We start from the raw sequence: 25,916 nt of genomic DNA on the forward strand, positions 1-25,916 counted from the left end.
GGGGGATATGTCCGTGCATTTCACCCACACCTGCCGCCACGGCGCCACGCCGATCAACGCCACGCACACCCGTTTCGCCCTCTGGGCACCGGATGCGCGCCAGGTCAGCGTGCGCATCGTCGGCGGCGACAGCCACCCGATGCGCGCCGAAGCCGATGGCTGGTTCGTGCTGGAGGCACCCTACGGCGCCGGCACCCTGTACCGCTACCAGATCGACGGCGACCTGCAGGTACCGGACCCGGCCTCCCGCGCCCAGGCCGGCGATATCCTCGCGCCGAGCATCGTGGTCGATCCGTACGCCTACGGCTGGCGCCACGAAACCTGGCGCGGCCGGCCCTGGCACGAAACCGTGCTCTACGAACTGCACGCCGGGCTGCTCGGCGGCTTCACCGGCGTCGAGGCCGAGCTGCCGCGGTTGGCCGAGCTGGGCATCACCGCCATCGAACTGATGCCCGTCGCGGAGTTCCCCGGCGAACGCAACTGGGGCTACGACGGCGTACTGCCCTATGCGCCGGAGGCCGCCTACGGCCCACCGGAGGCGCTCAAGCGCCTGGTCGATACCGCCCACGGCCTGGGCCTGATGGTGTTCCTCGACGTGGTCTACAACCACTTCGGCCCGGACGGCAACTTCCTCGGCCAGTACGCCGGTGCCTTCTTCCGCGAGGATCGCCACACACCCTGGGGAGCCGCCATCGATTTCCGCCGCCGCGAGGTGCGCGACTTCTTCATCGACAACGCCCTGATGTGGGTGCAGGACTACCGCATCGATGGCCTGCGCCTGGATGCCGTGCATGCCATCGACGACGAAAGCTTCCTCTGCGAACTGGCCCAGCGCGTGCGGGCGGCGGTGGAGCCTGACCGCTACGTACACCTGGTGCTGGAGAACGAGCACAACAGCGCCCACCTGCTGGAGCAGGGTTACGACGCCCAATGGAACGATGACGGGCATAACGTCCTGCACGTGCTGCTCACCGGCGAACGGGAAAGCTACTACGCCAACTACTGCCAGAACCCGACCGGCAAGCTCGCCCGCTGCCTCGCCGAAGGCTTCGTCTACCAGGGCGAACCGAACCGCCACGGCACGCCGCGCGGCGAACCCAGCGCGCACCTGGAGCCGGTATCGTTCGTGCTGTTCCTGCAGAACCACGACCAGATCGGCAACCGCGCGTTCGGCGAGCGCCTGATCAGCCTCTGCGACCCCGAGGCGCTGCGCGCTGCCACCACCCTGTTGCTGCTCTCGCCCATGGTGCCGCTGCTGTTCATGGGCGAGGAATGGGGCGCGCGCCAGCCGTTCCTGTTCTTCACCAGCCACCACGGCGAACTGGCCGATGCGGTACGCGAGGGCCGGCGCAACGAGTTCCGCGATTTCGCCGCCTTCGCCGACGCCGAAACCCGCGCCCAAATTCCCGATCCCAACGCCGAGAGCACCTTCGCCGCCTCGCGTCCGGACCGTCATGCCCTCGCCGAGCCGGGCCACGCCGAATGGCTGGCGCTGTATCGCGAGCTGCTGGATATCCGCCAGCGCGTCCTGTTTCCACGCCTGCCCGGTTGCCGGGCGCTCGGCGCCGAGGTGCTCGGCGAAAGCGCCGTGACGGCCTGCTGGCGACTCGGCGACGGCAGCCGCCTGCGGATCGAACTCAACCTCGGCGCGCAGGCTGTCGACGTTCCCGGCGAAACGCCCGGCGCCGCGTTGCTCCAGAGCCGGCCGGGTGGCTTCGACGAACGCCGCCTGGGACGCCTGCCGGCTCGCCTGGCCCTGGTCTACTTCGAGGAGGCCCCATGAGCGATCAGCGTCTCTTTGCCCTTGCGCAGGCCGCCGGTCTCTCCATCGACTGGGTGGATGCCGACGGCCGACCGCAACAAGCCACCCCGGAAGTCCTGCGTGTGGTGCTCGCCGGGCTCGGCCACGCGGCCGGCAGCCCGGCCCAGGTCGAGGAGAGCCTGCGCGAACTGGAGCAGCTCGACGACCGCGCCAGCCTGCCGCCGCTGCTCACCCTGGACCAGGGGCAGCCGCTCGACCTGTCGCGTCATTTCGCGCCCGGTGCGGCGTTCGAGTTGCTCCAGGAAGACGGCAGCCGGATCGACGCCCGCCTGGACGACCAGGGCCGTCTCCCCGCCTTCGCCGGCATCGGCTACCACCACCTGCGGATCGCCGACCGCGAACTGACCCTGGCGGTGGCCCCGTCGCGCTGCCACTCGCTGCGCGACGCCCTGCAGAGCGACCGGCCGAACGCCTGGGGCCTCGGCGTGCAGCTCTATGCCCTGCGCCGCAATGGCGACGGCGGCATCGGCGACACCCAGGCGCTGGAGACCCTGGCGCACTCCGCCGCCGCCCACGGCGCCGACGCCCTGGCGATCAGCCCGTTGCACGCCATGTTCAGCGCCGACACCTACCGTTTCAGCCCCTACTCGCCCTCCAGCCGGCTGTTCTTCAACGTCCTGCACAGCGCGCCCGGCAGCATCCTCGGTGAGTACTCCCTGCGCCAGGCCATCGAGGCCGCCGGGCTGGCCGACGAACTGCGCCGGCTGGAAGCGCTCGACCTGATCGACTGGCCCGCCGCCGCCCAGGCCAAGCTGCGCCTGCTGCGCACCCTGTACGACGAGTTCCGTCGCGGTGGCCACCCGCTCCACGAAGACTTCGCCAGCTTCCGCCATGCCGGCGGCGAGGCGCTGGAGAACCACTGCCGCTTCGAAGCGCTGCACGCCTTCCATGCCCGCGACGGTGTGCCGCGCGACTGGCACCAGTGGCCGGATGCCTATCGCGATCCACGCAACCCGGCGGTGGCGCGGTTCGCCGCCGAGCACGCGGACGAGGTCGCCTTCCACGCCTTCGCCCAATGGCTGGTGGCGCGCGGACTCGAACGAACCCAGACGGCAGCGCGCACGGCGGGCATGCGCGTCGGCCTGATCGCCGACCTGGCGGTGGGCGCCGACGGCGGCGGCAGCCAGGCCTGGAGCCGCCAGGCCGAACTGCTGTCGGCGCTGACCGTCGGCGCGCCGCCGGACATTCTCAACCGCGCCGGACAGAGCTGGGGCATTTCCGCGTTCTCGCCGGAAGGGCTGAAGCGCCACGGTTTCCACGCCTTTATCGAAATGATCCGCGCCAACCTGGCCCATGCCGGCGGCCTCCGCATCGACCACGTGATGGGGCTCAAGCGCCTGTGGGTGATGCCGGCCGGCGCCGGGCCCGAAGCCGGCGCCTACCTGAGCTACCCGCTGCAGGACCTGTTGCGCCTGCTCTGCCTGGAATCCTGGCGGCACAAGGCGGTGATCCTCGGGGAAGACCTCGGCACCGTACCGGAAGGCTTCCGCGAGCACCTCATCGCCCGCGACATCCTCGGCATCCGCGTGCTGCTGTTCGAGCACGACTGGGGCTGGCGCTTCCGGCCGCCGCAGGTCTGGCCGGACAACGCGCTGGCCACCACCACCACCCACGACCTGCCGACCCTGCATGGCTGGTGGATCGGTCGCGATCTCGACTGGCTCGGCCGCCTCGGCCAGCTCGACGAAGCCGGCCTGCACGCGGCCCGCGCCTCCCGCGCCCAGGAGCGCGAGGGCTTGGCGCGCGCCCTGGCCGCCGATGCCGGCGCGGAGCCGGACCAGCCGATCGACGGCGACACCCTGCTCGACCGCAGCGCCGCCTTCATCGGCCATACCCCCGCGCCGCTGGTGCTGCTGCCGATGGAAGACGCCCTCGGCCTGGTCGAACAGCCGAACCTACCCGGCACCGTGGACAGCCACCCCAACTGGCGTCGTCGCTGGCCGGGCGATTGCCACCACCTGCTCGAAGCCGAAGGCCCGGCGCGCCGCCTGCACCTGCTCGACCAGGCCCGCAAACGGAACCCGTCATGACGACGTTACGCGCCACCCTCCGCCTGCAGTTCCACCGGGGTTTCACCCTCGACGACGCCTGCGCCCAGGTCGAATACTTCGCCAGTCTCGGCATCAGCCACCTGTATGCCTCGCCGTTGCTGACCGCGCGGCCGGGTTCGATGCACGGCTACGACGTGGTCGACCCGACCCGGATCAACCCCGAACTGGGCGGCGAAGAAGCGCTTCGTCGGCTGGTCGCCACATTGCGCCGGCACGGCATGGGGCTGATCCTCGACATCGTGTCCAACCACATGGCGGTCGGCGGCTCGGCCAACCCCTGGTGGCTCGACGTGCTGGAATGGGGTCGGCGCAGCCCGTACGCGCAGTTCTTCGACATCCAGTGGCACTCCCCCGATCCGCTGCTGGAGGGCCAACTGCTGGTGCCCTTCCTGCGCAGCGACTACGGCGAAGTGCTGCACAGCGGCGAGCTGCCCCTGCGCTTCGATGCCGAACATGGCAGCTTCCATGTCGAACATTACGAACATCGCTTCCCGATCAACCCGCTCGGCTACGGCGAGCTGCTCGGCGCCGCCGAACACCCGGCGCTGACCGAGCTGGCGGCCCGCTGCAAGGCCCTGGCGCACGAACCCAATCCCTATCGGGAAGCCGCCGCGATCAAGCGCGAACTGGCCCGGCTCGCCAGCGCCCCCGAGGTGGCCGCCGCGCTGGAGCGGGTGACGGAACGCTACGATGGCCGCCGCGAAGACGGCATGCGCCGCCTGCACGACCTGCTCGAGCGCCAGCACTACCGCCTGGCGAGCTGGCGCACCGCGGCGGACGACATCAACTGGCGGCGCTTCTTCGACATCAACGAACTCGGCGGCCTGCGGGTGGAACGCCCGGTGGTGTTCGAGGAGACCCACGCGAAGATTTTCGAGCTGATCGGCGAAGGGCTGATCGACGGCCTGCGCATCGACCACATCGACGGTCTCGCCGATCCGCACGGCTACTGTCGCCGCCTGCGCCGGCGGGTCGACCGGCTGCTCGGGGCGCGGCCGCCGGAAGCGGCGGTGGCGCACTTCCCGATCTATGTCGAGAAGATCCTCGGCCAGGGCGAACGGCTGCGCATCGACTGGGGCGTGGACGGCACCACCGGCTACGAATTCATGAACGAGGTCTCGCTGCTGCAACACGACCCGGCCGGCCAGCCCTTGCTCTGCAACCTGTGGAACAGCGTCAGCGGACGCCCCGCCGACTTCCTCGAAGAAGCCCGACAGGCCCGCCAACTGGTGCTCACCGGCCCCCTCGCCGGCGACTTCGAGAACACCGCCCAGGCCCTGCTGCAAGTGGCGCGCGGCGACCTCATGACCCGCGACATCACCCTCGGCGCGATCCGCCGCGCCCTGCTCGAACTCATCGTGCACTTCCCGGTATACCGCGTGTATATCGGCGGCGCCGGCCGTTCCAGCATGGACGAGCCCTTCTTCCAGCAGGCCCTGGAAGGCGCCCGCACCACCCTCGGCGAAGCCGACTGGCCGCTGCTCGACCACCTGCAGCGCTGGCTCGGCGGCGAAAGCCTGCGCCGGCTGCCACCGGGTCCGTTGCGCCGTGCCCGCCGGCAGGCCTGCGTGCGCTTCCAGCAACTCACCTCGCCGGCGGCCGCCAAGGCCGTGGAAGACACCGCCTGCTACCGCTCCGGGGTGCTGCTGTCGCGCAACGACGTCGGCTTCGACGTGCATCGCTTCAGCGCGCCGCCGGAAGCCTTCCACGACGCCTGCCAACGCCGGCACGAGACATTCCCGCGCAACCTGCTGGCCACCGCCACCCACGACCACAAGCGCGGCGAAGACACCCGGGCGCGCCTGGCGGTGCTCAGCGAACGAGCCGAATGGTTCGCCGAGCGCACCTGGCACTGGCTGCAACTGGCCGCGCCGCTGTGCCAGGAACTGGCCGACGGCCCCGCTCCGGCGGCGGGCGACCAGCTCATGCTGTTCCAGTGCCTGCTCGGCAGTTGGCCGCCCGGCCTCGCCGCCGATGACAGTGAAGGCCTGCGCGCCTACGCCGAGCGTCTGTCGCAGTGGCAGGAAAAAGCCCTGCGCGAAGCCAAACTGCGGACCCGTTGGAGCGCACCGAACGAGACCTACGAAACGGCCTGTCGCCACTACCTGCACGCGTTGCTGCTCGACCCGGCACAGCAGGCGCTGCGCGACGAAATCGCCGCCGCGGCCCGCACCCTCGCGCCCGCCGGCGCGCTCAACGGGCTGGTCCAGACGCTGCTGCGGATGACCGTGCCGGGCGTGCCGGACCTCTACCAAGGCGCCGAATACTGGGACTTCAGCCTGGTCGACCCGGACAACCGCCGCCCGGTGGACTTCGCCCGGCGCCGGCAGACGCTGGTCGAAGAAGCCGGGCCGGCGGAGTTGCTCGCCCACTGGTCCGACGGCCGCATCAAGCAGTGGCTGATCCATCGCACCCTGGGCCTGCGCACGCGTCGCCCGGGCCTGTTCCTCGACGGCCGCTATCGCCCGCTGAACGTACAGGGCGAGCAGTCACAGCGGGTCCTGGCCTTCGCTCGCGAGCAGGACGGCGACTGGCTGCTGGTGGTGGTCCCGCGCCTGGCCGCCCCGCTGCTCGGCGATGCCGCGATCCCGCACATCGATCCCGCGGCCTGGGCCAATACCCGGGTCGAATTGCCGCCGGAGGCGCGGAACACAGCCTGGACGGGACTTTTTTCCGACTGTGCAGTCACAGACAACGAGACATTGCCATTGGCGCAAGTCCTGCGGGACTTCCCTGTGGGCGTCCTTTTTTCACTATCGAGTCAGGGAGAACCTTGAAATGACCGCAGACGAGCAGCGCATTCGTGAATTCGCCTATCAGATCTGGGAATCCGAAGGCCGGCCGCATGGCCAGGACGCCCGCCACTGGGAGATGGCCCGCAAACTCGCCGAAGCCGAGTCGCGGCCGGCGGAACAGCCGGCCGGCAAGGTGCGCCGGGTGAGCAAACCGAAAGCCGCCACCACGACCACCCCCACGCCCGCCACGGCCAAGACCACCCGTGCGACCAAGGCCACCACTACAACCAAACCAGCCAAATCGGCCGACGCCGCCACGCCAGTGAAGAAACCGCGCACGCCGCGCGCGCCCAAGCCGGCGAGCTGAGCCCGCCCAAGGAACGATCCGGCAGTTCCCCTGGAGAGGAGACGACATGAACACCCACCGCAAAAGCAACCCGCACGCCCCGCAGGTGAAGACGACGTCCCGTATCCGCGAGGGGCTGCCGTTTCCGCTGGGGGCGACCTGGGACGGCCTCGGCGTCAACTTCGCGCTGTTCTCCGCCCATGCCACCAAGGTGGAGTTGTGCCTGTTCGACGACAAGGGCGAAGTCGAACTGGAGCGCATCGAACTGCCGGAATACACCAACGAGATCTGGCACGGCTACCTGCCCGACGCCCATCCGGGACAGATCTACGGCTACCGCGTGCATGGCCCCTACGAACCGGACGCCGGGCATCGCTTCAACCCCAACAAGCTGCTCATCGACCCCTACGCCAAGCAACTGGTGGGCGAACTGCGCTGGTCCGAGTCGCTGTTCGGCTTCACCATCGGCCACAAGGATGCCGACCTCAGCTTCGATACCCGCGACAGCGCACGCTATGTGCCCAAGAGCAAGGTCATCGACCCCGCCTTCACCTGGGGCCGCGACCGCCCGGTGCGGGTGCCCTGGGAGCGCACCATCCTCTACGAGACCCACGTGCGCGGCTACACCATGCGCCACCCGGCCGTGCCGGAGAACAAGCGCGGCACCTTCGCCGGGCTGATGACCAACGAGGTGGTGGAATACCTGCGCAAGCTCGGGGTCTCCTCGCTGGAGCTGCTGCCCATCCATGCCTTCGTCGACGACCAGCACCTGCTGGAAAAAGGCATGCACAACTACTGGGGCTACAACACCATCGGCTTCTTCGCGCCGCACCCGCGCTACCTCTCCAGCGGACATATCAACGAGTTCCGCGAGATGGTCGCGCACCTGCACGACGCCGGCCTCGAAGTCATCCTCGACGTGGTCTACAACCACACCGCCGAAGGCAACGAGCGCGGCCCGACCCTGAGCATGCGCGGCATCGACAACGCCACCTACTACCGCCTGAACCCGGACGAGCGGCGCTACTACATCAACGACTCCGGGACCGGCAACACCCTCGACCTCAGCCACCCGTGCGTGCTGCAGATGGTCACCGACTCGCTGCGCTACTGGGTCACCGAGATGCACGTGGACGGCTTCCGCTTCGACCTGGCGACCATTCTCGGCCGCGAGCCGACCGGCTTCGACGAGCGCCACGGCTTCCTCGTGGCCTGTCGCCAGGACCCGGTGCTGAGCCAGGTCAAGCTGATCGCCGAGCCCTGGGACTGTGGCCCCGGCGGCTACCAGGTCGGGGGCTTCCCGCCCGGCTGGATGGAATGGAACGACCGTTTCCGCGATACCGTGCGCGCCTTCTGGAAGGGCGACGAGGATCAACTGGCCGACTTCGCCCGGCGCCTCACCGCCTCCGGCGACATGTACAACCAGCGCGGACGGCGGCCGTTCGCCTCGGTCAACTTCATCACCGCCCACGACGGCTTCACCCTGCGCGACCTGGTGTCCTACAACCACAAGCACAACGAAGCCAACGACGAGAACAACCAGGACGGCAGCGACAACAACCTGTCCTGGAACCATGGTGTCGAAGGCCCCACCGACGATCCGGAAATCCGCGCCCTGCGCCTGCGCCAGATGCGCAACTTCATGGCCACCCTGCTGTTCTCCCAGGGCACGCCGATGCTGGTGGCCGGCGACGAGTTTTCCCGCACCCAGCACGGCAACAACAACGCCTACTGCCAGGACAGCGAGATCGGCTGGGTGGACTGGAATCTCGACGAGGAAGGCAAGTCGCTGCTCGCCTTCGTGCGCAAGGCGATCAAGCTGCGCCTCTCCTACCCCATCCTCCGCCGCGGCCGCTTCCTGGTCGGCGCCTACAACGAGGAACTGGGCGTCAAGGACGTCACCTGGCTGGCCCCCAATGGCGAGGAAATGACCGTCGAGCAATGGGAAGACCCCCACGGCCGTTGCCTCGGCATGCTCATGGACGGCCGCGCCCAGCCCACCGGCATCCGCCGCGCGGGCTCCGACGTCACCCTGCTGCTGATCGTGAACGCTCATTACGATCTGGTGAACTTCCGCCTCCCGGCGGTGCCAGAAGGTTCGCACTGGATGTGTCTGGTGGACACCAACCAGACGCAGGGCGACTGCACGGCGGAGCACTATCCGTTCGACGAGGATTTCGGCGTCACCGGGCGCTCCCTGCTGCTGTTCGAGCTGGTACGCAACGACGCCCCCTAGCGCCTGTCAAATCGTGCAAGCCATGACGGATTGCAAGGCAGGCGAACGAGCGACTGGGGTCGCATACGACTTTACACGTTGTAAATGAGCATGCTGTTCCTAGGAGGTTGACCCGATGATCCTGGCCTCACCCCCTCGAAGTCGCGAAAGCCGCATTGTCCGACTTCTGGAGCTGGATCTCCTGCGCGGCCAGGGCACGCCCCTGTCGGCCTGGAAGAATTCGCGCCATCTGGCGCGCCTGCCCCTGATCGACGTGGAGGAGCTGGTGCCGGGCCAGGCGCGGGCCGTAATCATCGCCCCGCATCCGGATGACGAGGTACTGGGCTGCGGGGGACTGCTGCAGTTGCTGACCCAGCTCAAGCGCCCGCTGCAACTCATCTCGGTCACCGACGGCAGTGCCAGCCACCCGGGCTCCAAGCGCTGGACGCCAGCCCGGCTGAGCGCCATCCGCCCGCAGGAGAGCGCGGAATCGCTGCGCCGCCTGGGCCTGATGTTCGGCCGCCTGAAATGGATTCGCGGCGGTTTTCCGGATGGTGCGGTCAGCGAGCACGAGGACGAACTCGCCGCCTTCCTGATGCGCTACCTGCGCGAGGACGACGTGGTCTTCACCCCCTGGCGCCACGATGGCCATCCCGATCACGAAGCCGTCGGCCGCGCCGCCGTGGCGGCCACCCATCTGGTCGGCGCGCAACTGCACGAAATCCCCATCTGGACCTGGCACTGGGCCGGCCCGGAAGACTCGCGCATCCCCTGGGATCGCGCACGCAAGATTCCCCTGGATATCTGGACCCTGGCCCGCAAGCGCCACGCGGTGCAGGCCCACGCCAGCCAACTGCTCGGCGACCCCGACGCCGGCATCCCCCCGACCCTCGGCCCTCATGTGCTGGAGCGCCTACTGCAACCGTTCGAGGTAGTGTTTCAGGGGTGATGCAGTAACCACCTCCCGTAGGGGCGAATTAATTCGCCCGACGAGGCCGGGTCTGGGCGAATGAATTCGCCCCTACACATAAACCCAGGCCATTTGTAGGAGCGAGCTCTGCTCGCTATTGGGCCCCCGCAAAAGCTTCGCCAGCAGAGCTGGCTCCTACGAAAAGACCACCCATTTCCGTAGGAGGAATCCCGGACCGTAGCCCGGAATCCCTCCCGCTCCTCACGCCTCCCCTCTCACCCCCTCACGCTTCATCCCCTCCCCGCCAAAAAAGATGAACCGCTCTGGCCTGCGTCAGTCCGAATGTATATGCGCTGCTTTTCGAGCAGGCGATGAATGCGCGTCGCGGTCGGCTTGGCCGCCGGGTGCGTAGCGGACACTGGCTTCATCGGCTGCCGGACGGCGCCGCGACTGGCCGCCTTTCAGGACCTGACGATTCGCAGGAGCCGGCACGCAGGCCGGCACGTGCGACCATCGGCAGGGTCCGGGCCTCCAGCCTTCCACCCACAGAAGCAGAGGAGCACGCCATGAAAATCAGCGAAATCATGACCCGCAACGTCCAGACCGTCCGTCCCGAACAGAGCGTTCGCGAAGCGGCCGGGCTGATGGCGCAAATCGACACCGGCGCCTTGCTGGTCGAAGACAACGACCGCCTGGTCGGCATGGTCACCGACCGCGACATCGCCTTGCGCGCGGTGGCCGAAGGGCTCGGCAGCGACACCCCGATCCGTCGGGTGATGAGCCCGAACATCCGTTACTGCTTCGAGGACGAAGACATCCAGCACGTGGCGGAAAACATGGCCGACATCCAGGTCCGCCGCCTGCCGGTGATGAACCGCGAGAAGCGCCTGGTCGGCGTGGTCTCGCTGGGCAACATTTCCGCCGCCCGCAGTACCCAGGCGAGCGCGACGGTCCTGCGCGGCGTGGCCCAGGCACATTGAGGAAGGGTTTGTCCGGGCGCGGAGCGTCCGGACACAGCCAGCCGACCGACAGCCTTCCGGGAGGTATTCATGAAAGCGGTTGTATTCCATGACATCGGCGATATCCGCCTCGACGACGTGCCCGAACCGCGCATCGAGGCCCCCACCGATGCCATCGTCCGGCTGACCGCCTCGGCTATCTGCGGTACCGACCTGCACTTCGTCCGCGGCACCGTGAGTGGCATGCGCAAGGGCACCATTCTCGGCCACGAGGGTGTCGGCATCGTCGAAGAGCTCGGCCCCGACGTGCGCAACCTGCAGATCGGCGACCGCGTGGTGATCCCCTCCACCATCGCCTGCGGCAACTGCGCCTATTGCCGCGCCGGTTACTTCGCCCAGTGCGACGTGGCCAACCCGAACGGCAAGGAGGCCGGCACGGCCTTCTACGGAGGCCCATCCACCACCGGGCCGTTCCACGGCCTGCAAGCGGAGAAGGCACGCATTCCCTTCGCCAACATCGGCCTGGTCAAGCTGCCCAGCGAGATCAGCGACGACCAGGCGATCCTGCTTTCGGACATCTTCCCCACCGGCTACTTCGGCGCGGAGATGGCCGAGGTCACGAGCGGCGACACGGTGGCCGTGTTCGGCTGCGGGCCGGTCGGCCAGTTCGCCATCGCCAGCGCCAAGCTGCTCGGAGCCGGCCGGGTGTTCGCCATCGACAAGTACCCGGACCGCCTGAAGATGGCCCGCCAGCAAGGCGCCGAGACGATCGACTTCGAGCGCGAGGACCCGGTGGAAACACTGCTGCGGCTGACCGGCGGCATCGGCGTGGACCGCGCCATCGATGCGGTGGGTATCGATGCCGAGCATGCCCATTGCGGCGCTGCCGCCGAGCACACGGACACGCGCCACTTCCGTGGCGAGGTCGCCGAATCGGCGCCGGTTTCCCGCCCGCTGGGCGAGAACTGGCATCCGGGCGACGGTCCCAGCCAGGTGCTGGAATGGGCGGTCAAGGGCCTGGCCAAGGCCGGCACCCTGTCGATCATCGGCGTCTACCCGCCGACGGCGCGGACTTTTCCCATCGGTGTGGCGATGAACAAGAACCTCACCATCAACATGGGCAACTGTCATCACCGCAAGTACATCCCGCGGCTGATCGAACTGATCCTGGCGCGACGCTTCGACCCAGCCACGGTGCTCACCCAGATCAAGCCGATGAACGACGCGATCGCCGCCTTCCAGGCCTTCGACCGTCGCGAGAACGGCTGGATCAAGGTGGAGCTGCACCCGCAGATGCAGGTGGCGACGGGCAAGGGCGACGAGGAACGGCTGGACGAGGAAAAACTGCTCGACGAAGGCATCGAGGAATCCTTCCCGGCCAGCGATCCGGTCTCGGTGGCGGCTCCGCGCCGTTCTTGAGCCGCCAGGAGGGCAGCGGGCGATGGGAGACATCCGCATAGGCATATCCGGCTGGCGCTACGCCCCGTGGCGGGGCGTGTTCTACCCCGAGGGGCTGGCGCAGAAGAACGAGTTGCAGTTCGCCTCCCGGGCGGTGAACAGCATCGAGATCAACGGCTCGTTCTACGCGTTGCAGACCCCGGAACGCTACGCCGACTGGTACGAGGACACGCCGGACGACTTCGTCTTCAGCGTCAAGGCGCCCCGCTACATCACCCATATCCGCCGGCTGGACGACGTGGAGAAGCCCATCGCCAACTTCCTCGCCTCCGGCGTGCTGCGCCTGCGCCAGAAGCTCGGCCCGATCCTCTGGCAGTTCCCGCCGAGCTTCGCCTTCGACCCGGCGCAGTTCGAAGCCTTCTTGCGCCTGCTGCCGCAGGACACCGAGGAAGCCCTTGCCTGCGCACGCGGCTGCGAGGAGCGGATGGAAGGCCGCCAGTATCTGGAAATCGACCAGAAACGCCGGCTGCGCCACGCGGTGGAGATTCGCAACCCGAGCTTCGTCGATCCGGCCTTCGTCGCCCTGCTGCGCGAATACCGGGTCGCCCTGGTGGTCGCCGATACCGCCGGCCGCTGGCCCTATTACGAAGACCTGACCAGCGACTTCGTCTACATCCGCCTGCACGGCGACGAAGTGCTCTACACCAGCGGCTATACCCCCGAGGCGCTGGACAACTGGAGCCGGCGCATCCGCCGCTGGAGCCACGGCTCGCAGCCGTCGGACGCGCGCCTGATCACCCAGCGCAAGCCGCAGCCGCGCCGCTCGCGGGCGGTGTTCTGCTACTTCGACAACGATGTCAAGGTGCGCGCCCCCTTCGATGCGCGCCAGTTGCTGGAACGACTTGGACTGGACGGGTCCCTGGAAACCACACCCGGCGAACTGGAAGGAGCCCTGCTGTGACTTCGGATCATCCCGGCATCGTCAGCGCGGAGCTGGACGCCCACCTCGCCAGCGCCGTGCATTCGCTGAAGGTCCTGACGATGAATACCCATAAGGGATTCACCTTCTTCAACCGCCGCTTCATCCTCCATGAGCTGCGCGATGCGGTGCGCACCACTCATGCCGACATCGTGTTCCTCCAGGAAGTGCTCGGCACCCACCAGCGGCATGCCCTGCGCTTCCCCAATTGGCCGAGCACGCCGCAGTACGAATTCCTCGCCGACAGCATGTGGACGGACTTCGCCTACGGACGCAACGCGGTCTATCCGGACGGCGACCACGGCAACGCGCTGCTGTCGAAATTTCCCATCCTGCGCTACGACAACCTCGACGTGTCCATCAGCGGCCCCGAACGCCGTGGGCTGCTGCACTGCGTGCTGCAAGTGCCGGGGCAGGACGAGTTCCACGCCATCTGCGTGCACCTGGGCCTGCGCGAGGTGCACCGCGAGCAGCAGTTGCACCTGCTCTGCGAGCTGCTCGACTCGCTGCCGCCGCAGGCGCCGGTAGTGGTGGCCGGCGACTTCAACGACTGGCGCCTGCGCGCCACCGCGATCCTCGACCGCTGCGCCGGGCTGCACGAGGCCTTCGCGGTAGCCCATGGCAAGGTCGCCAAGAGTTTCCCCGCCCGCTGGCCGGTGCTACGCCTGGACCGGGTGTACGTGCGCAACGCGCGCAGCCGCGATCCGCAAATCCTGTCGGCGCGACCCTGGTCGCACCTGTCGGACCATGCCCCCCTGGCCGTGGAGATCCAGCTATGAAATTCACCTGGAAGGATGGCAACCGGCTTCAACTCCTGGAAAACGGCGAAGCGTTCTTTCCCCGCGTGTTCGAGGCGATCAGTCAGGCCGAGAAGGAGGTCCTGATCGAGACCTTCATCCTCTTCGAGGACAAGGTCGGCCAGGCCTTGCAGCGCGAGCTGATCGCCGCCGCCGAGCGTGGCGTGCGGGTGGAAGTGACGGTGGACGGCTACGGCTCGGCCGACCTCGGCAGCGAGTTCATCGCCGCTATGACGCGGGTCGGCGTGCACATCCAGATGTTCGATCCCAAGCCGAAGACGCTGGGCATGCGCACCAACGTGTTCCGCCGGCTGCACCGCAAGCTGGTGGTGGTGGATGGCAAGCTGGCCTTCGTCGGCGGCCTCAACTTCTCGGCCGACCATCTGGCCGACTATGGTCCGGAGGCCAAGCAGGACTACGCCCTGGAGATCGTCGGCCCGGTGGTGGACGACATCCACCGCTTCGCCCTCGCCACGGTGGCGCCGCCGAGCCCGCCCCGGCACTGGTGGCAGCGGCGCATCGAGGCCGTCGAGAATACCGAAGCACCACATATCGAGGGCATCGGCAACGTACGCGCGCTGTTCGTCACCCGTGACAACGAGGAGCACCAGAACGACATCGAGGAGCATTACCTCGACGCCATCCGCAACGCGCGCCGCCGGCTGGTGATCGCCAATGCCTATTTCTTCCCCGGCTACCGCCTGCTGCGGGAAATCCGCAACGCGGCGCGGCGCGGGGTGAAGGTCAAGCTGATCCTCCAGGGCCAGCCGGACATGCCGATCGCCAAGTTCGGCGCGCGCATGCTCTACAACTACCTGCTGCGCGACGGCGTGGAAATCTACGAATACTGCCGCCGGCCGTTGCACGGCAAGGTGGCGCTGGCCGACCACGAGTGGGTGACCGTCGGTTCGAGCAACCTCGACCCGCTGAGCCTGTCGCTGAACCTGGAATCGAACCTGGTGATCCGCGACACGGAGATCAACCGCCAGCTCTATGAGCACCTCGAAGCGCTGATGGCCAGCGACTGCAAGCACATCGCCCTGGAGCGGATCGTGCGCGGCTACTTCTGGCGGGCACCGCTGATCTTCCTGATCTTCCACTTCCTCCGCCACTTCCCGTCCTGGGTGGGCTGGCTGCCGGCGCACAGCCCGACGCTGGCGCAACTGCAACCCCACGTGGACAGCATCGACGAGGACGATGCCACGCGCCTGCAGCGAGGCCATCAATGAATCGACCGGAACCCCCGACAACGCAGCGGAAGCGCTGGTGGCCCCTGGTGAAGCGTCTGCTCACCGTGGCCTTCTTCATCCTACTCATCGTGCTCTTGGTAATGCTCGGCAAGAACGTCGACTGGAATGAAGTACTGGCCACCCTCCGTGACTACCGGGCCAGTACGCTGCTGCTGGCGGCCGCTGCCTGCCTGGCCAGCTACCTGGCCTACAGCAGCTTCGACCTGCTCGGTCGCGCCTACGCGAAACACCACTTGCCGGCCTGGCAGATCATGCCGGTGACGTTCGTCTGCTATGCCTTCAATCTCAACCTCAGCGCCTGGGTCGGCGGGCTCGCCCTGCGCTACCGCCTCTATGCGCGGCTGGGGCTGAGCAACGCCGAGATCACCAAGGTCTACAGCCTCAGCCTGATGACCAACTGGCTGGGCTACCTGATGCTCGGCGGCGTGCTCTTCGCCTTCGGCCCCATCGAACTGCCCGATAGCTGGGCCATCGGCCGCGGTACCCTGCGCCTGCTGGGGCTCGCCCTGCTGGCCGTGACCATCGGCTACCTGCTGCTCTGCGGTTTCTCGCGGCGGCGCAGTTGGCACGTCCGTGGCCACGAAATCCGCCTGCCCTCGCTCTGGCTGGCCAGCACGCAAATGGCCCTGGGCGCCATCAACTGGGCACTGATGGGGCTGGTGATCTACATCCTGCTGATGAACCGGGTGAGCTATGCCGAGGTGCTCGGCGTACTGCTGATCAGCAGCATCGCCGGGGTCATCACCCACGTCCCGGCCGGCCTCGGCGTGCTGGAGGCGGTGTTCGTCACGCTGCTCCAGCACCAGATATCCAAAGGCAGCCTGCTGGCCGGCCTGATCGGCTATCGCGCGCTCTACTTCCTCGCGCCGCTGCTGGTGGCGACGCTGGTGTACCTGGTCCTGGAATTTCGCGCCAAGCGCCTGCGCCAGATGAATCGCGACAAGCGGACGACGGATAAACCACCCACCAACCCCGAACGACCAGCACCCAAGCGGAGCATGGCCAAGCCACCACTCCCCTAGGGCGATGAAGTCGCTCCTACGAAAGCTCAGCCGGACACCATTTTTGTGTAGGAGCGAGCTCTGCTCGCGATGAAAGTCCCCACACAAAAAGTTTCGCCAGCAGAGCTGGCTCCTACGGAAAGCCAGTCCATAGGGACGAAATTCGCCCGGCGAGGCCAGGCTCGAGCGAACGAATTCGTCCCAAAGCCGACCGCCACCCCGGTTCAGCCAGGCTGTCGGCGATTGGCCATCGACCGGACTTCGCACAGACTCAAGGGCCGCTGGCTATTGCCTTCCGACCAGTATTCCGGCGCCGCTTCCAGCGTCTCCTGGATCACCTGTACCAAGGCACCGGCCCGGTCGGCAGCCACCACTCCCAGGTTCGGGTCGAAGAAATGCAGCCGCTCGGAAGCATCCTTGCGCAAGCCCATGACGTGCTGGTCCGTAAGCAACACGAAAAATTGCTCCTGACCCGGCATCATTCTGTCGTTCAGTTGCCGTGCGAACGCCCGATCGGAATGCCATGACAACTCCGTGAACGGCCGCTCGGGCGTCGCAGAATGCAGCCCGACGAACGACAGCATGTGCAGGAACGTCGCTTCATCGCCGTGGGGCAACATCCGATCCTGCTCGATCTCCAGGCCGAGGCAACGAAGGAACAGGGAGTCCTCGCTCCAGGCCGGTAACGCCTGGAAGAAATGCGCATCGTTCCTGCCCTCCCCGGCGTTCTTCAGCCAGTTCAGCGACAGCCCATAGCACAGCCCCTTGTTCTGCAGCTTCTCCGGGATCATTTCCGCTGCTCCGGGAATGCTGCCAAGAATGGCTTTCCGGGTGGTGGTCTGGCTGAACGCGGTGGTTACCGTGCAACCGTTCCGCTCGGCGAGATCACGGAAATCTTCGGTCAGCGCATCGTCTCCCGGCAGGCCTTTCGTCCGGCCCGGCCCGCCGGCATTGGCCAGAAACGACGGCAACGGGTGATTGGCGGGTCCGTGCGCTACCGGCCGAGGCTCGAAGCGGCCAGGCGGAGGCAGCGGCAACGGAGACGCCAAGTGCCGGTCGAGCTCGACCAAGCCCCTATGCGCCATGGGTGGCCGCATGGCTGGTTGGCCCGAGCGCGTCAGGGAGAGTGCCGCTTCCTGCTGCGGCCCGGCAGCGATGTCGACAACGCCCCGGTTCTGAACGGAGCCGATCATGCCAATCGCCCACCTGCCGCCAGAACCAGTGAATTCAACGAGCCACCCTCCCGCGCCGTTCTTGGCGTGGCGCTGGCCGGTGCCTGGTGGCGGTAGCGTTCGACGTAATCCCTGAGTTGCCGGACCAGCTCACCGAAGTTGCGCAGCACGCGGTCCAGCTCGTCGTCCCGCGCCTGCTCCAGCGGATGGACGGCGCGCAGCAGCAGTTGGCGCCGCTCCGGGTCGAACCCCAGCGCCGCCCCTCGCGTATAAGCCGGGTCGAGGTTGAGTGTCATCGCCAGGGTCAGTACGCCGTTGTCGCGGCTCAGGTCGAGTTCACCGACCAGGCCGTAGAAATACACGCAGGTCTGGTTCGCCGGCAGCATCACCAGCACCTCCTGCCCGTCCTCCAGCGCGACGCTGCAACAGCCCTGCGCGTCCAGCACGCGCCCGTTCACGGCCGTCACGCCGCAACGTATCAGCCAACGGTTGATAGTTTCTTCCGCCTGTATGGAAGTCATGGCTTCTCCTTGGAAATCGGGCCTCGGACTTGTCGGACCCGGTCCGCTCGATGGGATGGCTGCACCTGGGTGCGGCTTCAGTACGTGAGGCCTTTGGCAGCCTTGCGCAGCTGCTTCATGGCTTTTCGATAGCTCTTCATGCAAAGGGCGAACTGTCGTTGCTGGACCTCGAGCTCGGACTGCACCGGCTCCAGCATCGACAGCGGCCGGCTCCGCTCATGCGGATTTCGCTTGCAGGTATGTCCGATCAGCCCTTGGAGAAACGGCAGCGGCTGGGATTGGTGCAACAGCGCGATGGGCTCCGGTCGATAGCCACCGAAAGGAGGCAGCAAGGGCGGCTGCGCAGCGGGCATGCCCAAGACCAGCAGGCCGGACACTGTCATCGGCGGCCGGATCGCCGGCTGCTCCAGGCGCAACGCCCAGGACGTCGATGCTATCGACGTACTTGGCTCATCCGGAGCCGTTACGGCGTGGATATGCAGGGTTGGGCATGACACTTCCCTGCCTGATCGTGGGTCATTCATGTAGTACTCCGGTCAATTGTCGGTCGCGGCTTCCTACCGCCCCGACTGAGTGGCAAGCGGTCAACAAGAGTTCGATGCGTTGCTACGTATCGCTCCCATGAGTTGATTCACACGGCGGAGCATGAGCTGCCGCATGGCTACCGCTTCAGCATCGACCTGGATGCGTGTGTTCGCGAACGCCCGCCGGGTACGGGCTCGATCGCACGTCACCTTTGAGAACGCTACTTCGTATCCAGCCGATGGTTACAGGCGCCGGGAGCGCGCCTGAACGCGGCCTCATCGTCACTTGCCATGGGAACCAGCTCCCATTTTTTTCCACTGAACCAAAGCAGCAATGGGCTCGGACTCCAATCGACGAGGCTTGGACTCTGGGTATTTTTGAACGAACGTTCCGGAGTTCGGCATGAACGTAAACGATGCAAGCTACCATTCCATGGCCTCCCTCTTGGGACAGTCCTTCCGTTCCGATCACGACCCCGATGCAGGAGAGATATCCGGCCGATCACATACTCCGTCCAGCACTGGAGCGACCCATGCCGAATCGACCCGATGGGTAAATGTCGCCGTGGGGGTTCATGATCCGGAGCATTCACCGAACGCCGTCGCCCTGCGCGAAAAGCTGAACAAACTGTTCGAGCCGCACATCACCGAACAGAACCGGGAGGCATTCAAGCAACTCATCGACCAACGGGCGATTCGCCTGAACGAGATGGGGGAAACGCCGGAAAGCGTCGAAGCCACGCTGGCCAAGGGGCAGAAGCTGGATCGTGTGTCACGGGGGGCGGTGGGAGCGCTTAATTCCGTACCGTTCGGTGCCGCCTCGCGCCTGCTCGACACCGTGCCGGCGATACTCGCCCCCTTTGCCGGACCGGCCATGGTCGGCCTGGCCGCCGGAACGATAGCAGGCATGGCGAATACCGTCGGGGTTGGCATGTTGAAACGGGCTACCAGCGATACCCAATGGCTGACCGCCAAGCCCGAGGAACTGGAGCCGGTGATGGCCGATGCCGCCAAGGCTCGCGAACCCAGCCAACTGCGGTCCACCCTCGAGGCGAGCGCGAACCTGCAGACCTTTACGCTGCGCAACATCCTGCGCACCGGCTTGGCCGGCCTGACGATGACGAACGTCCCCGACAAGAAAGAGAACGAAACTCCAGCCGAAGCGGCGGACCGCACAGCCAAGGCAGAACACAACGCCAACGTCAAGAACACCGACTCCTGGATCTCTGCGTCCGGCAGCGTGGTAGCGGGGGGGGCCTCCGCACTGATACAGCAGGGCATAGACGAGCATTATCACCGCAACGGCCCGGAATACCTGCTCGGCCGCCAGGATTGGGAAGCGCAGTACACGGCGCTGAAAGAGGTCAACCCGCTGCGGGACCCGCTGATCAATGCCGGCAAGCGGCTGGCGCAGCTTCCCGTGGACATCGCCACCGACAGCCTCGAAGCGACCCGCAAGGTCTTCACCGCCAGCGCCCTGATGGAGAACGTCGGCATGCTCGGTGGCGGTTTTGCCGCCGTGTCCGTGGCACAAGCCGCAGCCAAAAAGACGGCGACCGACGCCGGCCTTGGCGAACCCGCCGTCGAAGCAATCAGCCAAGGCGTGAATGCCGCTCTCGGCGGGCCGGTTTTCGCCGCATGGGCCGGGGCCTCGATCATGACCGGTCCGGCTGCCGATAAAGCGGCCAATTACCTGCAGGAGAAAGCGTCCTCGCTGCTCGGTCAGGCCGCCAACTATCTGCATGGCCGCCCGTCCGGTTCCCAGCCGCTACCCACCGACGACACCGCTCTGCGGGACCTGGAGGAAGGACGGCTTGCCCCACAGGGCGCTGCCGACAACGGTCAACCCATCGCCGCCACCCACAACCAGAACCAGAACCAACTGGAGAGAGTGACGGAAGAGCCGCCGACCACGGTCGATACTGGCCAGCCTTCCACCAGCGGCCAGGGTGAAATAGAGATGGTACAGACAGAATCCTCCCCACCGCTGAACAATGCTGAGCGTAACGTGTAACCCGCCAGGCTTAGGCGAACAGGACAAGGCCCGTCCTTCCGCACCACGGGCAGCCCATCTGCGGCAGATGGCTGCCCAGGGTGCAACTCCGATATTTTTCAACGGCCCGGAAGCCCGATGCAGACCTCGGGTGCCCGGGCCGATCCGTAACTCTTCTCGCCCCTCTCGATTGTTTGTCACAAATCTCCAGCAGAATTTTCGGCGCCCCTTTTGAGTCGCGTCATTCCTACGCCTTCGCCTGGGGAACGACAGCCCCGAGTAGTATTCGATGGAGAGCATGTATGCAGGTTTCCGGTTCCGAGCACGCCACCCCAGCGCACGCCACAGCCTTACGCCTGGAAGGCAGCGACACCATTAATCAACGACCCTTGGCAGCGACGCAGCAAGCGGGCGGACTCTCGCTCCTCGAGCTGGGAAAGCGCATCGGCCGGCTGCTGGCGCCTCGTCAACGCCTCGAGGCCGAACCGCTGCAGGCTCAGTCGACCGGTACCAGCCCGGAGTCGAGCCACCGGCCACTGTTACGCCCCGCTCCGGCATCGCCGGAGATGGAGCTGGCGCGTCTTCCCGGTCGGCGCTTCCAGGGCCTGAATATCGAACGCCTGTTGTCCCACGACCCCTCGCGCCACGCCACCACATCCCTGGAAATGAGCCTGGGCCCGCACGGACGGCTGGTGATCGGCGACAACACACCCACGGGCCTGCGGCATCTGCTCCAGGCCACGCTGGGCCAGGCATCGAAAACCTACCTCGCTCACCATGGCGAGCCGGACGGCGACCAGTTACTGATGGACCGGCAGGGCACCCTGCTGCACCTGCGGCAGACACCCGCCGCCATCGTGGTGCTGCGCAGCAGCCGACCCAACGACGCCAAGCGCGACCTCGATGCCCTGTGCCCCGGCGGCGTGGCCGAGTACCACCTGCAGCGCGAGGAAGACGGCGACAGCATCCAAGTGCGGGCCCGCCCGAAGAACGGTGGCGAAGAGCGCAGCCTGAACGACCTGGACATCGGCGGGCGATCCCATCTCGCCCAACTCACCGGTATCCACGAAGACACGGCCGCCCAGCGACTGCGCCTGCACGACGGCAAGCTCTACCGCTTCGATATCGAAGAACAGGCCTGGGCCCTCCACCCCGCCAACGACGGCACACCGTTCAAGCAGCTCTCGCTACAGGCGGACGGCCATCTGTATGCGCTGCACGGCGATCACCTGGTGAACCTGAGCGCATCCCAGCCGAGCATGCCGCTGGCAGCGCGTGGCGCCGTGGCCTTCTCCGTCGCCGCCGATGGCACCGCCGCGCTGCTCTGCGGCAAAGGCGCTGCGCAGAGCGTCCGGCTGGTCAGGCCGGACCAGGCCGACAGCATCCAGGCGGGTCTGGCAGCCGTGGACGGACAGGTCCGCCTGCAACTCGGCCTGGTCGACAGCCACCATGAACACGCCTTGCGCCTCGATGGCGGCAATGCCGAGGCGACCCGCATCGGCATTGCCGACGGCCGTCTGTTCCTGATCGACAACGAAGGGCGGCTATACAGCGCCGACACCCCTTCGGCCAACGGTCCTCTGGATCTCCAGCCTGACGCCGAGGCGATCCCGAACGGCCAGGCGCTGGGGCGCACCACCTTCGCCGAGGGCTTCATGCAGGACGACCAGGCCCACTTGAATGTCTTGGTCAAGGATGCCCAGGGGCAGTTGCACAGCCAGCCGGTGAACCTGATCGACCAACCGGCGAAAGGCGGCTGGAACCTCACCGATGCACTGGTGCTGGATAACCGCCGCGGGCTGCCCGAGCCGCAACCCGCCCAGGCGAATACCCTCAATCTGGGCCGCCTCGGCCACGTCGCCCTGGAGGGCGGCGAGCTGCTGCGCTGGGACGCCACCGCCAACACCTGGGCCAGCACTGGCGTCAAAGGAGTGGAGCGGCTGCAACAGGGCCTGGACGGCAAGCCGTATATCCTCAAGAGCGGCAAATTGCAGAAGCTGGACGTGACGCTCAGCGTAGGGCGCTTCCTCCATGACGGGCAGCATTCCCTCGCCCCCATCGGCCAGAACATCAAGGTCGCCGGCGGACGCACGCTGCCCGCCGCAAGCGGCCTGCGCGACGTCGCCCTGGTCAATGAAAAGTTGTTCGTCACCCTGGGCCGCGACGGCCGGCTGGAGCTGCACCACCCCACCCGGCCCGACGGGGAAATCCCTCGGACCGGGCTCGACGAAGAGATCCAGTCCCTTGCCCTCGACGAGAAGCAGACCCTCTATGCCCTGACCCAAAGCGGCCGGCTCTTCAGCTTGCCGCGTGCCGACTGGCAGGCAGCCGAAGCGGAGCAGCGGGAGCCTGCGGCCTGGCAACCCTGCGAGCTGCCCGACGAGCAGCCGCTGCAAACGATCCGCACGGGCCCCGGCAACCGCCTGCTCGCCAGTCTCCGGGGAGCGGAAGGCGCCGAAGAGCTTCGGCATGACGCCAGCCTCGGCTGGCATCCCCACCAGCCCTCCGACCTGTCGCCGCCGCAGGCGCTCAAGTCGCTGTTCGAGCGCGTCCGCGACGACAGCAGGACCTGGAAACTGGGTGGAGCCACGGTCAAGGCATCGGTCAACCGGGCGGGCCGCAACAGCGCGGAATACAAATACCGCTCCGGTACTGGCGAATTCATCCGCGCCCACGTCTTCAAGCCGACCCTGGAAACCCCGCGCCCGCTGAAAAACCTCGGCTACAACCTGCAGCACCGCTGGCAGGGCCGCGAAGGCTTGAGCCCGATCTACGAGGCGGAAAGCACGCTGTTCGAGCAACTGAAATCATTGGCCGACAAAACGACTCCGGCCGCCGGCCAGGACCTGAAGGCCCGCATCGCCGGGCTCGATCTGGATACCGCCGGTGCACCGCTGAAGGCGGCGCTGGAAGCCTTCCAGACCGAGCTGCAACGCAGTTGCGACAAGCATGCCGTGGCCCTGGGCCAAGCCGTGGGGGTTCTCAACATGCACGGCGAACCCCGGGAAGACTTCAAACCGCCGCGACTCGGCGCCCTGCGGCAGAAACTCGACCCTTACAGCGCCGGCGCCGACTTGGCGCCCCTGCTGCGTGACGCCCTCGCCCGCGTGGCGCCGACAGACGCGCGCGCCGTCGAACTGCTCGACCGCTTCACCGGGCAAGGTGCCCTGCTCTCCTACCGCAAGAGCGAAATGCCCCTTGGCCGCCGTCGCGATCCGGGTGACGACAGCGCCCTGCTCAAGGCACGCCTGGCGCTGGATATCGCGACCCTGCACGAACTGAATGCCCTGGTCGACCGGCTGGAAGACGCTCCGCTGGAAGAATCGAGCAAGGCACTCTCGGCCCTGCGCGACCAGCACTACCACGAGCACCCGCTCAAGGTGGTCACCGACATGGGCTTTCGCAGCCATGACAGCCTGGAGGCCAACTATGACGCGGTGAAGGCATTCCTCAAGGCGTTCCGCAAGACCGACCACGCCGTGCACATCAACCTGCGCGGCGCCTTCGGCGGCGACTCGGCGGACATGGCCAAGGGCTTGAAGGCCGCGCTCAAGGAAATCGAGGGCTATCACGAACTGCACGTCCAGCGCGGCTACGGGGGCCGGCTGAGCACCCCGACCACGGGACCTGGCGGCGTCGTCACCTATCCCAGCGGAAGCCTCGGAGCCAACCGCGGCTACAGCCTTACCTTCCAGATGGAAGACCACAAGTTCACCAAGGAAGAGCGCTTCCTGGTGACCTTCGTCCGCCAGGGCGGCGGCTCGGGCAGTGTCGGTTTCGGCATACGCGACCGAACCCTGGGCCGTAGCCATGGTGTCGGCCCCGAACGCGAGGCCAGCCTGAGTTTCCCGCTGGATGCCAGTCTGCGCGCCAGCGTCAGCGGCTCTACCCAGGATGCCCTGACCTTCATGCTGGCGCCCGGCGAGATCGACGCCTTCGTCGACAGCCTGGTCGAGGGCACCCTCAACCCGTACGAGCTGATGCGCCGCGGTGTGGAACATGAAGTGCAGCACGGCTATCGCTTCAGCGTCGACCTGGATGTCAGCGCCTCCGCGAACGTCGGGTACGGGGTCAACATGGCGGAAAGCCAGTCGCCCCTGGATGCTCTCTTCCGCATGCAGGGGGGCGCCGAGCTGAGCCTGAACCTGATCAACTACAGCCAGCACCGGCAGGCCAGCAGCGGAGCATTCCAACGGGAGGAAGGCAGCCTGAACCGGCCACGCTTCTTCAACCAGTTCCGCGCGGCCCTGCATCTACCACAGGCCCACCTGATCGGCTCGCATACTGCGCCGGACGGGGAATTCCAGCAGGCACGCGGTGGCCTGGATAATTCCGTCAGCGCAACGATGGAGACGCGTACGACCAAGCGCTACAAATTCCTTTTCAAGGCCGTGGAACCGATCACCGAAGCCGACGTGGCCAAGGCCGCCGCCACCCTGGGCAAGGCCTTTCGCGACAAGGCCTCCGCGGCGGCGCTCAAGGAAATGGCCACGGAGCGCGACCTCGGCCGCCGGCTGGAGCGCATGGGCGAACGCTTCGCCGGCCGGGAACCGGAGAACGACGACCAGTACGCCGCTCTGCGCTCCTTGCGCGCCCTGGCCGACAAGCATGTCGCCACCCTCGCCGGCCACAGTCTGCTGGGCGAAGCCTATTTCGACAGCACCTACACCGATCTCGGCCGCCTGGACAAGATGAGCCTGCTGACCCGCCTGAGCGCCGGGCTCAACCCCAACCATGTGCAGAGCAATGCCGAATACATCGCCGGGCTCATGGCGAACGACCCGAAGCTGGAAAACCTGATCAAGCACCTGCAGGACACGCCCGGCACAACCGCCCGCGTCCGCCTCGAGTTGAAGGACGCGGTCAAGGCCGAAATCGAACGCGGCAGCCGGGACGGCACCCTGACCGAAGACCAACTCATCGCCAAGCTGCAGGACCGCGCCAACCTGCGCCTGAAGGCGATCTTCCTGTTCCAGACCGTGGACAAACGCGAAGGCTTCACCTCCCCCCTGCCCTTAGTCTCCTACAACAGCGAAACCTCGCTGAATCTGGTGCGCTGCCTGGGTCGGGTCATCTTCGACTTCGGCCGCGACCAGAACACCCCCAAGGGCTACACCCTGGACGGCGACATCGCGCATTACGACGAACCCACCCAGGAAGGTATCGCCGCCATGAAGCGCGAAGGGTTCGATTTGCGGCGGCCGTGAGGGGCACCTTTGCTCTCTGTGAAGCCTCGCTGGAAC

Annotated in this window: 17 protein-coding genes; 14 read left to right on the plus strand and 3 right to left on the minus strand. The window is 66.9% G+C overall.

The features are described 5' to 3' along the window. Positions 1 to 7 precede the first annotated feature (7 nt). The 12 genes from treZ to PIN01S_RS08905 all read left to right on the plus strand — a co-directional run bounded on the left by treZ (position 8) and on the right by PIN01S_RS08905 (position 16,484). Positions 8 to 1,783, plus strand: coding sequence for a malto-oligosyltrehalose trehalohydrolase (gene treZ, locus PIN01S_RS08850; protein ID WP_084335295.1), 1,776 nt, complete (start codon positions 8 to 10; stop codon positions 1,781 to 1,783). Beyond that, complete coding sequence (gene malQ, locus PIN01S_RS08855) at positions 1,780 to 3,852, plus strand: 4-alpha-glucanotransferase (RefSeq protein ID WP_084335296.1); 2,073 nt, start codon at positions 1,780 to 1,782, stop codon at positions 3,850 to 3,852. Before treZ ends, malQ begins: the two co-directional genes overlap by 4 nt. Continuing rightward, a complete protein-coding gene (locus PIN01S_RS08860) occupies positions 3,849 to 6,650 on the plus strand; it encodes a malto-oligosyltrehalose synthase (RefSeq protein ID WP_084335297.1) in 2,802 nt (933 codons plus the stop codon). Before malQ ends, PIN01S_RS08860 begins: the two co-directional genes overlap by 4 nt. Before the next feature lies 1 nt (position 6,651). Then, a complete protein-coding gene (locus PIN01S_RS08865) occupies positions 6,652 to 6,975 on the plus strand; it encodes a DUF2934 domain-containing protein (RefSeq protein ID WP_084335298.1) in 324 nt (107 codons plus the stop codon). A 46-nt stretch (positions 6,976 to 7,021) separates the two neighbouring features. Further along, positions 7,022 to 9,190 carry a glycogen debranching protein GlgX gene (gene glgX, locus PIN01S_RS08870; protein ID WP_084335299.1) on the plus strand — a complete coding sequence of 723 codons (2,169 nt, stop codon included), beginning with the start codon at positions 7,022 to 7,024 and terminating at the stop codon, positions 9,188 to 9,190. A 115-nt stretch (positions 9,191 to 9,305) separates the two neighbouring features. After that, entirely contained in the window at positions 9,306 to 10,118 is an 813-nt protein-coding gene (locus tag PIN01S_RS08875) for a PIG-L deacetylase family protein (RefSeq protein WP_425287693.1), read from the plus strand. 527 nt (positions 10,119 to 10,645) lie between these two features. After that, complete coding sequence (locus tag PIN01S_RS08880) at positions 10,646 to 11,059, plus strand: CBS domain-containing protein (protein WP_084335300.1); 414 nt, start codon at positions 10,646 to 10,648, stop codon at positions 11,057 to 11,059. Positions 11,060 to 11,128: 69 nt separating this feature from the next. Continuing rightward, the gene (locus PIN01S_RS08885) at positions 11,129 to 12,457 is read left to right on the plus strand and encodes a zinc-dependent alcohol dehydrogenase (RefSeq protein WP_084335301.1); all 1,329 of its coding nucleotides are present in this window, start codon (positions 11,129 to 11,131) and stop codon (positions 12,455 to 12,457) included. Positions 12,458 to 12,479: 22 nt separating this feature from the next. After that, a complete protein-coding gene (locus PIN01S_RS08890; RefSeq protein WP_084335302.1) occupies positions 12,480 to 13,397 on the plus strand; it encodes a DUF72 domain-containing protein in 918 nt (305 codons plus the stop codon). 80 nt (positions 13,398 to 13,477) lie between these two features. Further along, on the plus strand, positions 13,478 to 14,194 hold the full coding sequence (locus tag PIN01S_RS08895) for an endonuclease/exonuclease/phosphatase family protein (RefSeq protein ID WP_244506030.1): 717 nt from the start codon (positions 13,478 to 13,480) through the stop codon (positions 14,192 to 14,194). Continuing rightward, positions 14,191 to 15,441, plus strand: coding sequence for a cardiolipin synthase ClsB (gene clsB, locus PIN01S_RS08900; protein WP_084335304.1), 1,251 nt, complete (start codon positions 14,191 to 14,193; stop codon positions 15,439 to 15,441). Before PIN01S_RS08895 ends, clsB begins: the two co-directional genes overlap by 4 nt. Continuing rightward, entirely contained in the window at positions 15,438 to 16,484 is a 1,047-nt protein-coding gene (locus PIN01S_RS08905) for a lysylphosphatidylglycerol synthase transmembrane domain-containing protein (protein ID WP_084335305.1), read from the plus strand. Before clsB ends, PIN01S_RS08905 begins: the two co-directional genes overlap by 4 nt. 203 nt (positions 16,485 to 16,687) lie before the next feature. Here the strand turns inward: PIN01S_RS08905 and PIN01S_RS08910 are convergent, their stop codons facing one another. From PIN01S_RS08910 to PIN01S_RS08920, 3 genes are all read right to left on the minus strand, one after another. Then, the gene (locus PIN01S_RS08910; RefSeq protein WP_084335306.1) at positions 16,688 to 17,656 is read right to left on the minus strand and encodes a YopT-type cysteine protease domain-containing protein; all 969 of its coding nucleotides are present in this window, start codon (positions 17,654 to 17,656) and stop codon (positions 16,688 to 16,690) included. After that, complete coding sequence (locus PIN01S_RS08915; protein WP_084335307.1) at positions 17,653 to 18,156, minus strand: CesT family type III secretion system chaperone; 504 nt, start codon at positions 18,154 to 18,156, stop codon at positions 17,653 to 17,655. The genes PIN01S_RS08910 and PIN01S_RS08915 overlap by 4 nt, the downstream gene beginning before the upstream one ends. A gap of 77 nt (positions 18,157 to 18,233) precedes the next feature. Beyond that, positions 18,234 to 18,680, minus strand: coding sequence for a hypothetical protein (locus PIN01S_RS08920; RefSeq protein ID WP_139198622.1), 447 nt, complete (start codon positions 18,678 to 18,680; stop codon positions 18,234 to 18,236). 403 nt (positions 18,681 to 19,083) lie between these two features. On the opposite strand from PIN01S_RS08920, the gene PIN01S_RS08925 reads away from it, so the two are divergent. Further along, positions 19,084 to 20,694: a hypothetical protein gene (locus PIN01S_RS08925; RefSeq protein ID WP_174604937.1), complete on the plus strand. Its 1,611-nt coding sequence runs from the start codon at positions 19,084 to 19,086 to the stop codon at positions 20,692 to 20,694. A 281-nt stretch (positions 20,695 to 20,975) separates the two neighbouring features. Next, positions 20,976 to 25,880, plus strand: a complete 4,905-nt coding sequence (locus tag PIN01S_RS08930) for an AvrE-family type 3 secretion system effector (RefSeq protein ID WP_084335309.1) — start codon at positions 20,976 to 20,978, stop codon at positions 25,878 to 25,880. The last annotated feature ends 36 nt before the right edge of the window (positions 25,881 to 25,916 follow it).

Source organism: Pseudomonas indica NBRC 103045, from assembly GCF_002091635.1.
In the GTDB taxonomy this organism is placed as follows: Bacteria; Pseudomonadota; Gammaproteobacteria; order Pseudomonadales; family Pseudomonadaceae; genus Pseudomonas_M; species Pseudomonas_M indica.